The sequence below is a fragment of the Epilithonimonas hispanica genome (assembly GCF_003385395.1).
GTDB classification, from domain to species: domain Bacteria; phylum Bacteroidota; class Bacteroidia; order Flavobacteriales; family Weeksellaceae; genus Epilithonimonas; species Epilithonimonas hispanica.
Window position 1 is genome coordinate 37995 of sequence record NZ_QNUG01000008.1, and the last position, 11307, is coordinate 49301.

Sequence of the window (11307 nt, forward strand, 5' to 3'; positions counted from 1 at the left end):
TATGAAGAAATCTAAAATGGCAATCGCTCTTTGTCTTCTTCCGTTTTCCTACATTTTTGCCCAGGAAATTGTGAAGGGTAAAGTGCTTTCACCAACTCAAAAACCTTTGAGCGGCGTTACGGTTACTGTTTCCGAAACAGGAACTATGACAACTACCGACAGTAATGGTGCATTTCAAATCAATGATTTGCAAAAAGGAAATACACTTGTTTTTACTTACCCGGATTATTCTACACAGGAAATTGTGGTGGATGAAAAAACTGTCCTCAACATCATTCTGGCAGCCGATAAGGTAAAGAATATCGACGAAGTTGTGGTGACCGGATATACCAAGCAGAAAAAAGCTGACATTACAGGAGCGGTATCTATTGTTGATATGAAAGACCTTAACAAACAAGGAGAACCCAATCCCGTAAAATCTTTACAAGGAAGAGTTGCGGGGGTGAATATTTCAACTGATGGTTCGCCTTCTGGAGGGAATACCAAAGTTTTGATTCGTGGGGTGGGAACGCTTAATAATACCGACCCACTTTATGTCATAGACGGTGTGCCTACAAAAGCTGGCATGCATGAATTAAACCCAAGCGATATTGAATCTATGCAAGTGCTGAAAGATGCATCCTCGGCAAGTATATATGGGTCCAGAGCGGCAAACGGTGTAATTATCATTACCACTAAGAAAGGGAAAAAAGGCAGAATGAGAATCGACCTGAATTATTATACAGCCTATTCGCAATATGCTAAGAAAACTGATGTTCTCAACGCAAAACAATTTGGGCAAGTACTTTGGCAAGCCAATATTAACGATGGTTTGAATCCGAATGCTAATAATCTTAGTTATAACTTCGATTGGGGCGTTCAGAATGGTGTTCCGACTTTGTACAACAGCTACGTGCCGGAATATTTAGATGCAGCGAAAACCATTAAGTCTGCCGATACCAATTGGTATGACGAAGTGTCTCAAACTGGCGTGGCTAATTCACTAGATGTTTCTGCATCAAGTGCTTCAGATAAAGGATCTTATTTCTTTTCAATGGGCTATTATGACAATGAGGGAATTGTGAAACTGACCAATTTCAAAAGATTATCTGCCCGTGTGAATACCTCTTACAATTTTTTCGATGGTAAATTAAAAATAGGGGAAAATTTTACGTACAATAAAACTAACGAATTGATGGATCCTGGTGTTCTTGATCCGGCATTGAGGGCACTGCCGATTATACCGGTTCATACAGTGGACGGAATCGGGTGGGGTGGTCCGGTTGGAGGAATGAATGACCGGCAGAATCCTGTTCGGCTTTTGGAATATAATAAAGATAATGGATACGAATACGAACGGTTTTTCGGAAATATTTTTGCTGAATTACAGCTTGTAAAAAACCTTACTTTAAAATCAAGTTTTGGTATTGATTTTTCCAATTATTACAAAAGAATTCTTCAAAGAAGTTATGTTTCAGGGTATTTGCAGAATAATAAGAATGCTGTAAATATTGATCAGTCCGATACTGAAAAATGGACATGGACCAATACTGCTCATTATACCGCCAAAGCAGGAAATCACCATTTCGATTTGCTGGGAGGAATGGAAATGTATCAAGATACGTACAACAATACTTGGCTGAGAAAAGAAGGTTTCCTGATTGAAGATCCAGATTATATGTATCCAGATGCCGGAACCGGCGATGCCTTCAACGGCGGTAGTTCAACCTATTATAGTTTGTTATCGTACTTCGGAAAACTCTCGTATGATTATGACAATCGTTATCTGTTTTCTGCAACGCTTCGTTATGATGGCTCTTCAAGATTCGGTAAAAACAACCGTTTCGGAACATTCCCAGCTTTTTCACTAGGTTGGAGAATTAACAAAGAAGATTTTGCAGAACAAGTGATTCCATTTTTCTCAGATTTAAGGTTAAGAGCAGGCTGGGGACAAACCGGAAACCAAGAAATCAGCAATTCTGCTGTTTACTCGCTTTACATCGCCAATTATGCAGGTGGTAATCCGACTTGGGCTACTTCATACGGAACAGCTTATGATATTTCCGGTGTTGGAAGTGGTTTGTTGCCATCCGGATTTATCGCTACTCAATCAAAAAATGATGATCTAAAATGGGAAACCACTACACAAACTAACCTAGGTTTGGATTTTGGGTTTTTTAATCAAAAATTGACAGGTAGTGTGGATGTTTATCAAAAAGATACAAAGGATATCCTTGTATTGCCACCTTATCTAGGCGTCATCGGCGAAGGCGGAAACCGTTGGATCAATGGTGCTTCAATGGAGAACAAAGGAATAGAGGTAGCATTAGGCTATCAAAATAAAACAACAGGTGGTTTTGGATATGAAATTTCAGGAAATTTTTCAATGAACCGAAATAAAATAACGGAATTACCTAAATCAGTTGTCAATAATTATGGTGGAAACGGAACTACCGATAATATTCTGGGAAGACCGATCAATTCGATGTATGGCTATGTTGCCGACGGACTTTTCAGAACTCAGGCGGAAGTAGATAATTCTGCCGCACAGCCAGGTAAAGGTTTGGGAAGAATCCGTTATGCTGATTTAAACTCGGACGGAATTATCAATGACAAAGACAGAACATGGATCGGAAATCCGAACCCTGGTTTTATGTATGGTGTCAATCTCAATTTTTCTTATAAAAACTTTGATTTGTCAACTTTCTGGCAAGGTATCGGCGATGTGGATGTAATTAATTCAAAAAAATATCAAACCGATTTCTGGAGCGTGGATGATGTAGGTTCCAATAAAGGAACAAGACTTTTAAATGCGTGGTCTCCACAGAACCCGAACTCTGATATTCCGTCACTAACTACAGTGGATAGCAATGCAGAATCGAGGTTTTCTACTTACTATATAGAAAACGGAAGTTATTTGAAATTGAGGGTTTTACAACTTGGTTACACCCTTCCTAAAGATATTCTTGAACAATACAAGATTTCCAATTTCAGAATCTATGTGAGTGGGCAGAATCTTTTGACCATCAAATCCAAAAGCTTTACAGGCGTCGATCCGGAAACCCCTGCTTATGGCTATCCGCTTCCTTTGACTTTCAATTTTGGAGTTAATTTATCCCTTTAAACTTTTAAATATTAAAACAATGAAAAAGAATATATTATTTACAATCGCCTTTGCTTTTTTGCTGGGAACCACTTCTTGCAATGATTTTCTAGATAATGAACCGAGAGGCGTTCTATCCGAAGCCGATGTGGTAACACCCCAGAATGTGGATGGATTTGTGATAGCGGCTTATGCAGCACTTGGAAATGATCATTATGATACTCCTTTCAGCCTTTGGCCTTATGGAAATGTTCGTTCAGACGATGCATACAAAGGAGGCAGTGGGACAAATGATATCCAAACTTTCCACTTCTTTGAAATTTCTAATAATATTCGCCCGGATTTTGGTGAATTAGACGGACTTTGGTATTTGAATTATGTAGGAATTGGTAGATGTAATAAAGCGATTGCTGCACTTAACCAACTTTCCGAAACTGCGTATCCGAATAAGCAGAAACGAATTGCCGAGATGAAATTCGTGAGAGGTCATTTTTATTTTATGTTGAAAACACTTTTCAAGTATGTACCTTATGTTGACGAAAATACACCAATAGAAGAGTACCCAAATATCTCAAACAGAGCTAAAACCGACCAACAATTGTGGGATGCCATCGCTTCTGATTTTGAATTTGCCGCAGCCAATTTGCCGGCAATACAGCCAGAAGTTGGAAGACCAAAGAAAAGTGCTGCATTTGCTTATTTGGCAAAAGTAAGATTGTACCAAGCGTATGAACAAGATGATAATTATACCGTTACACAAATTAATCCAGTAACACTTCAGAAATCGATTGATGCTGCTAATCAGGTAATTGGGAATTATACTTTGGAATCCGATTTCGGGTACAATTTCCTTCCGGGTACGCACGAAAATGGTCCGGAAGCTGTTTTCTCCATTCAATATTCCGACAATGACGGAACGCTTTTCGGAAGGCTGAACTACGGTGATGTACTTTCTTTGCCACAAGGTTTGGGATGTTGTGATTTCCATAAACCAAGTCAAAATCTGGTCAATGCTTTCAAAACGAACGCCCAAGGTTTGCCAATGTTTGATACTTACAATGATGCGGATTTAGATTATAAGCAACTCAACAATTATAAAGTGGATCCAAGGCTTTACCATACAGTTGCGATGCCGGGACTGCCATGGAAATATGAAGAAGACAAAATCTATCAGGAAAGCTGGGTCAGAAGTCCGGGAACCTATGGCTATTATGCTTCACTAAAAGAAAATGTTCCTGTAGGATGTGGCTGTACGGTCAATATAGATCCATTTTATGGCAATTCTAAAAACAGAATTATCATCCGTTATTCCGACGTTTTGCTGATGAAAGCAGAAGCGCTGATCGAATTGGGACAGGCAAGTCAAGCATTGCCATTAATCAACCAAGTAAGACAAAGAGCAGCAAACAGTACTGTTTTGACGGGAAGTTATACCTCAAACAATTTTATTAGCAAATATGAACCAGGCGTGAACTGTACTTGGAACCAAGATTTTGCAAGAAAAGCCCTAAGATGGGAGCGAAGAATGGAGTTTGCAATGGAAGGCAGCCGTTTCTTTGATCTTGTGAGATGGGGAGTTGCTGCCGGAACGATGAATACCTACTACTCCGGTGAAAAAACGAAAAGAACTTACTATTCTCAAGCAGGATTTGACCACGGCATTGAAGAATATTGCCCGATACCATTAGCTCAAATCAACTTTAGCCAAGGATTGTACAAACAAAATAATGGTTACTAAAATTTAAGATTTATGAAAACAATTTTAAATAAATTTCAAACAATGCCTTATTATGAAAATAGATTCTTTCATCTTTTCTTCCTACATCATGCGAAAACAAAACCCAACCGAATTGCAAGTAATGTGATGAGCAATGGAAGTGAGGTTTTATCCAATACTTATCCTTTAAATGGGATTAGTGGAGTTTATGAAGTAAACGATCAGATGAGTAATGGTGTTTGCGTGGTTTATGTGAATGATAAAATTGTGTTTAGCAACCGTGTGTATGATGTTGTTAACAAAAAATGGAGTATTTTTGGTTCAGATAGTTCATTCAGTAATATTAATATCAAAAATCCTTAAATTGATGTTCCTCAACAAAAAAATAAATGCAGTAAGTTACGGAGAAGTGCTCTTCGATGTGTTTGGAGAAGAAAAAATAATTGGTGGAGCTCCACTTAATCTTGCACTCCGAACAGCCTCTTTCGGATTTCCGGTGGCGATGATAAGTGCCGTTGGCGATGATGAAGACGGAAAGATAATTTCTGATTACATCAAAGAAAATCAACTTGATACCAGAGGGATTATTACCACTCAGGATTATGAAACTGGAGTTGTTCAGGTAACATTAAATGAGCGTGGTTCTGCAACCTACGAAATCAAATTTCCATCGGCTTGGGATTTTATAGAATTGAATGAAAATGTTCAAAATATTGTTCAAAATGCTGATGTTTTTTTCTTCGGAAGCCTGAGTTGTAGAAATGATATTTCTAGAAATACACTTTTCAGTCTGCTGAATTCTAATCCTAAAATGTTCAAAGTTTTTGATGTGAATCTGAGAAAGCCGCATTATCATATTGAAGTTTTACAACAATTGATGAACAAAGCAGATTTCATTAAATTCAATGATGAGGAAATCTTAGAAATAGCTTCGGAATTAGGTTTTCAATCTGAAAATCTGGAAGAAAATATTCAGTTTATCTCAGAAAAAACCAATACCAATTCCATCTGCGTGACTTTGGGAAAACACGGTTCATTATTATTATGGAATGGCAATATTTACCAACACGGTGGTTATCCTGTAAAAGTGGCAGATACCGTTGGAGCAGGAGATTCTTTTCTTGCAAGTCTGATTGCTAAATTGTTATCCGATAAAAATCCTGAAACGGCATTGGATTTTGCAAGCGCTGTGGGAGCTTTGGTAGCAAGTTATAGTGGAGCAAATCCTAAACTGAGAAATGAAGAAATTGAAGATTTTTTAAAGGAAAAAATTTATAGGGGTTAATATTCAGTAAACATAGCTAAAAAAAATGAAAAACGGCGGCAACTGATTCAGTTGCCGCCTTTTAATAAAATTGTGACCAGCCTTATTATGGCAATTTTCAACTGTAATAATATGTATAATACACCCCATCCTTAGGACAGGATTTCACAAAACTTAAGATAGTCTTTTTTAATTTTGGGGACTATTATAGAACTTGACATCAGGACAAAAATAGAAATGCTTTAGATTTAATGGAAAATCTTGTAAACTTTCCTCAAAAAGTTGAATTTGACGGAAAAAGTTTTCAAACACCTAAAATGAATATTGTAGCTCAGTGTATAAATCACTATAACAATGCATTAGGAAATAAAAAAAACCGACATAAGAAGTTCAAAACTTCAAATGTCGGTCTTGTGAACTCGACAGGATTCAAACCTGTAACCTTCTGAGCCGTAATCAGATGCGCTATTCAGTTGCGCCACGAGTCCTTTGTTTCCTTATCGTTTAAAGGTTTGCAAATATAGTACTTTTTTCCGTTCTTTGAAACATGAAACGCATTTTTTTACTTTTAATTTTATTTCTTTTTTCAGTTTCATGTAAAAAGGAAATCCCTCAGGAATTAAATAAAAACATAACTATCTCATCACGAGTTAATTATATTGAAAATTTCGACAATTTGATTTTAACATCCGGAAAATTTAAAAATACAATTCCGAGTCAAAAATTACCTTTCAAAACTGTAATATTGCTTAATTCAAGCTTAATTGGCTTTTTTTCTGAGCTCAATCTTGAAAATAAAATCACTGGTGTTTCCAGTCCAGAGTATGTTTTCTCAGAAAAAATTCATCAATTAATCAAAGAAAATAAAATCCAAAACATCGGAAACGAGCAGAAGTATAACATCGAAAAAATTCTGGCAAACAAACCCGATGTTATTTTTACCAATTATGTTCCCAACTTTGCAAACACTTATGATATTCTAAAGAAAAACGGAATCGAAGTCATTTTCTTAGACGAATTTTTAGAACAGAACCCATTAGAAAAATCAAAATATCTTTTGCTCTTCGGAAAGTTATTTGGAATGGAGGAGAAAGCTGAAAAAGCTTATCAAAACATCGAAAATAATTACAAAAAAATCCAGACATTAAGCAAAAATTCAAAATCAGAATCTTTAGTACTATGTAATGAGATGTACGGAAGTCAATGGTTTTTACCCGGCGGAGATTCCTTTGTTGCCAAACTGATTAACGATGCAGGCGGAAATTATATTTTGAAAGATAACAAAGAATCAAGCTCAGTTCCGTTGAGTTTTGAAGAAGTCTTTGTAAAAGCAAAAAAAGCCAATTATTGGATTAATATCAGCCCTCACAAAAACAAAAAAGAATTGTTGACAATGAATCCAAACTACAGCAAAATGGGCGCTTTCAACTCAGGCAAATTATATATGATTAATAATAAGGAGAATAACCAAGCCAACGATTATTTTGAAAGTGGCGTTGTAAGATGCGATTTAGTTTTGAGAGATTATTTCAAGATTTTCCATCCAGAAGACGTAACTTTCCAGTCAGAACCATTAATCTATATGAAAGAGCTTAAATAATGGAAAATCAAAATTACAAATTAGATTTTTTCACAGGAATCATTCTTGTTGTAGGACTTTATATAGGCGCAGGATTAGCTCAGGCAGTTGGGTTGGGAATATCGGCATTATTCAGTCAAGATATCCAGCAGACAGGCGGTTTTTCGTTGTTCGCATATGTAATGACAATGCTGATTCCCATTTTATTTTTCTATTTTTTGATTGCGAGAAACGAAGGAAAAAAACTCTGTTTCGATTTTTCTACAAAACCACTCCGAGTTTATCTTTTGATATTTCCAATGATGTTTGGGATGATGTTGATTGCAGATTACACCACACAACTTATCCCTACAACAGGGCCTTTTTTAGGAGAGATTTACAAAATGTACAATGACGAATTTGCCAAACTTTTGTCCAGTCCAATTTTGTTAATCCTAATGACAGTGATACTTGCGCCAATTTTGGAAGAGATACTTTTCCGTGGAATCATAATGAAAGGAATGATAAATAACAATGTGAAACCTGTGACGGCAATTATCGTTTCAGCGTTCATTTTTGGAGCAGTTCATTTCAATCCTTGGCAATTTGCGGGCGCATTTTTACTCGGTTTGGTATTAGGTTTGGTGTACTACAAAACGAAATCTCTGCTGATGTCGATATTGTTGCACGCCTTCAATAATCTCTTATCAGCATTGATGATGATGTATTCTGATTCAGAAACATTTTCTGAATTATTCAAATTAAACAAAGAAATAGTACTTGTTTTAGGAATCGTAATTTTTGCAATACCATTTTACTTTTTCGCAATCAACAAAAATATTATTTATAAAGATTAAAATTATGGCAGCTATATACTCTGTAGTTTATCCTGAGCTTGTCGAAGTACTCCTAATCTTTTTTGCAGACGACTTCCAGTTCAATAGAATCCCAAGTCCACGCAAAAAAGGATTTGCGCTCAAGCCGGGCTGCAGCTTCGCAAAGTTCAACATTTTTTAATGCATTCAAACTTGTCAAAAAACGAACTTTCAAAATTTAAATCACAATCATTTATCAATTATCATTTATAATAACATATGGAAATCCTTATAGCCACACATAACTTACATAAAAAAGAAGAGATTCAGCAGATTCTCGGAACAGAATATATTGTGACAAGTTTGTCAGATTACAATTTGAATGAAGAAATCATCGAGGACGGAAATAGCTTCCAAGAAAACGCACTCATCAAAGCAAAATACTGTTTCGAAAAAACCGGAAAAGGAAGTGTAGGCGATGACAGCGGATTAGTTGTAGAAGCTTTGGATGGAAGACCAGGGATTTATTCTGCACGTTATGCAGGTAATCACAATTTCCAAAAAAACATCGAAAAAGTTTTGGAAGAGATGAAAGGCGAGCCCAATAGAAGAGCTTATTTCATCACTGTTTTATGTTTCAAAGATAAAGATGGCGAACATTACTTCGAAGGTCGTGTTTATGGTAATTTGACCACTGAGGTTTTTGGCGCAGATGGATTTGGTTACGACCCAATTTTCATTCCGGATGATTACAATATGACATTTGCTCAGATGTTGCCCGAAGAAAAAAACAAAATCAGCCACCGAAGTGAAGCTTTGAAATTATTTCTAGAATTTTTGAATTCCAGAGGGGGTATTTTGTAGTTTTTGTGATGTTTTTATATCTTTAGCCTTTTAATTTTCAACACATTTTAGAAAATTGAGTACATATCTTACAATCTTAGGATTCAATTCAGCAATTCCAACCATTAATTCCTCGCCAACTTCACAGTTTCTAGAAATGGAAGAACGTCATTTTTTAATTGATTGTGGCGAAGGAACTCAGGTTCAGATGCGAAAAGCAAAAGTTAGATTTTCTAAGATTAATCATATTTTCATTTCCCATCTTCACGGCGACCATTGTTTTGGTTTGCCTGGATTAGTCGCATCTTTCCGATTATTAGGAAGAAAAACCCCTTTGAACATTTACGGTCCAAAAGGAATCAAAAAAATGATGGACACTATTTTCGAAATCACCGAAACCTACAAAGGCTTCGAAGTCATCTATCACGAATTGGAAGGCAAAGAATCTGTGAAAATATATGAAGATAAAAGGGTAGAAGTCTATACAATTCCATTGAATCACAGAATATATTGCAACGGTTATCTCTTCAAAGAAAAACCAAAAGAACGCCACCTGAATATGAAAGAAATCTCAAAATATAAGGAAATTGAGATTTGTGATTTCCAGAATCTGCGTTTAGGAAAAGACTTTGTTTCGGAAGGTGGAAATATTATCAAAAATTCTTTATTGACAACTGATCCGAAACCATCTGTATCTTATGCTTTTTGTAGTGATACTAAATATAAGGAAGACATCATTCCAATTATAGAAAACGTAGATGTTCTCTACCACGAGTCCACTTTTCTCCACGTTTTGAAGGAAATGGCAGATTACACCGGACATTCAACCGCTTTGGAAGCTGCAACTATTGCAAAGAAAGCACAAGTTGGAAAATTGATTTTAGGGCATTTCTCCAATCGTTACAGTGACCTGAGTGTAATGACAGATGAAGCCAGACAGATTTTCCCGAACAGTTTTTTACCAAAGGCTTTGGAGACGATAAAGGTAGGATAGTTTTATTGAATTTTACTGAGTGGAAAATAACATTCGTTGACAGGATCTAATTCTCCCAACTTATCATCACAAGGAGTTTGCTTTTTCTTCCGCTCTTCAATACCATTTTTATAATCCCTTAAAATCTCTTGAATGTTTTTTGTTGGACTATCCATTCCACGCCCAATCTTTTTAAAATTAACTTTTATATTTTTTAAAATTTTATAATTACTCAAAGCTTTTTCATTTATATAACTAAAGTCAAATAGGTCGACACAATGACCGTTAAAACCCTGTGGTATTTTCCTGCCGAAAATTTGATTTCCATTTAAAAAGCATAATCCAAACCAATTTCCATCATTTTCTGGGTTAATACCCAATACGATTGCCTTGATGTTTTCTTCGCCAATATTAAGTTCGATCAAATCTCCGAACTTTAATTTTAAATTCTTGTCATCAACTTTCCAATAGTTTGTAAGAAAAATATTAGGAGAATAATCATCTTCAAATTTTGAATTTTTAGGATTACAATTAGTTAAGAATAACATCAAAAGTAAAATTCTAATATTCATATAATAATATAATTAAAAATTTAGTTAAATTAATACCATCACACCACATCAATACTCACAATACAAACCGCTAGAGAGATACAGAGTAAAGCAACAAAGAAAAGGATATCGGCAATGTTTTCTAATTTATCTGATAGCTTTTCCTTGTTAGTTCTAATTGCAAGAAAAGAAAAGGCACAACTTATCATCAAACAGAGAATCGCACCAACGGTAAACTCATCAAGATAAGATGAATGATTGAACTTAGAAATCTTCAAAGAAGTAATGATTACTAAACAAAATCCCAGAAGATTTGTAGATGCATTCAGGATATGAGGTGCCGTTTTTTTTCATTTATTAAATTTGATCATTCGAAAATATTCAATAATTATCTGTAAAATAGACATTTAATGAAATTTTAATACTTTATATAAAATTTCTTACTTTTACTAAATATCAAATTAATAAAAAATTAAGTAAAAAATTTTATATTTGTCAAAACCC

Annotated in this window: 10 protein-coding genes and 1 tRNA gene; 9 read left to right on the forward strand and 2 right to left on the reverse strand. The window is 35.5% G+C overall.

Annotated elements, in window-relative coordinates; genetic code table 11:
* The first annotated feature begins 1 nt into the window (after position 1).
* The 5 genes from DRF58_RS04915 (at position 2) to DRF58_RS04935 (ending at position 6512) form a co-directional block, all read left to right on the forward strand.
* Positions 2–3103 (forward strand): SusC/RagA family TonB-linked outer membrane protein, encoded by a 3102-nt coding sequence (locus DRF58_RS04915; protein WP_245955363.1) that lies wholly within the window; start codon positions 2–4, stop codon positions 3101–3103.
* Positions 3104–3122: 19 nt separating this feature from the next.
* Complete coding sequence (locus tag DRF58_RS04920; RefSeq protein ID WP_116033625.1) at positions 3123–4820, forward strand: RagB/SusD family nutrient uptake outer membrane protein; 1698 nt, start codon at positions 3123–3125, stop codon at positions 4818–4820.
* A gap of 12 nt (positions 4821–4832) precedes the next feature.
* Positions 4833–5162 (forward strand): DUF4975 domain-containing protein, encoded by a 330-nt coding sequence (locus tag DRF58_RS04925; protein ID WP_116033501.1) that lies wholly within the window; start codon positions 4833–4835, stop codon positions 5160–5162.
* 4 nt (positions 5163–5166) lie between these two features.
* On the forward strand, positions 5167–6084 hold the full coding sequence (locus tag DRF58_RS04930) for a carbohydrate kinase family protein (RefSeq protein WP_116033502.1): 918 nt from the start codon (positions 5167–5169) through the stop codon (positions 6082–6084).
* A gap of 230 nt (positions 6085–6314) precedes the next feature.
* Entirely contained in the window at positions 6315–6512 is a 198-nt protein-coding gene (locus DRF58_RS04935) for a hypothetical protein (protein ID WP_116033503.1), read from the forward strand.
* Here DRF58_RS04935 and DRF58_RS04940 read toward each other — a convergent pair.
* Positions 6478–6551, reverse strand: a tRNA-Arg gene (locus DRF58_RS04940). The genes DRF58_RS04935 and DRF58_RS04940 overlap by 35 nt on opposite strands.
* Before the next feature lie 188 nt (positions 6552–6739).
* Here DRF58_RS04940 and DRF58_RS04945 point away from each other — a divergent pair.
* The 4 genes from DRF58_RS04945 (at position 6740) to DRF58_RS04960 (ending at position 10273) form a co-directional block, all read left to right on the forward strand.
* Entirely contained in the window at positions 6740–7663 is a 924-nt protein-coding gene (locus DRF58_RS04945) for an ABC transporter substrate-binding protein (RefSeq protein WP_245955364.1), read from the forward strand.
* Positions 7663–8478 carry a CPBP family intramembrane glutamic endopeptidase gene (locus DRF58_RS04950; RefSeq protein WP_116033505.1) on the forward strand — a complete coding sequence of 272 codons (816 nt, stop codon included), beginning with the start codon at positions 7663–7665 and terminating at the stop codon, positions 8476–8478. Before DRF58_RS04945 ends, DRF58_RS04950 begins: the two co-directional genes overlap by 1 nt.
* A gap of 237 nt (positions 8479–8715) precedes the next feature.
* Complete coding sequence (gene rdgB / locus DRF58_RS04955; protein ID WP_116033506.1) at positions 8716–9300, forward strand: RdgB/HAM1 family non-canonical purine NTP pyrophosphatase; 585 nt, start codon at positions 8716–8718, stop codon at positions 9298–9300.
* A 55-nt stretch (positions 9301–9355) separates the two neighbouring features.
* Positions 9356–10273 carry a ribonuclease Z gene (locus DRF58_RS04960; protein WP_116033508.1) on the forward strand — a complete coding sequence of 306 codons (918 nt, stop codon included), beginning with the start codon at positions 9356–9358 and terminating at the stop codon, positions 10271–10273.
* 2 nt (positions 10274–10275) lie between these two features.
* On the opposite strand, the gene DRF58_RS04965 is transcribed toward DRF58_RS04960, so the two are convergent.
* Positions 10276–10824 (reverse strand): hypothetical protein, encoded by a 549-nt coding sequence (locus DRF58_RS04965; RefSeq protein WP_116033510.1) that lies wholly within the window; start codon positions 10822–10824, stop codon positions 10276–10278.
* Positions 10825–11307 lie beyond the last annotated feature (483 nt).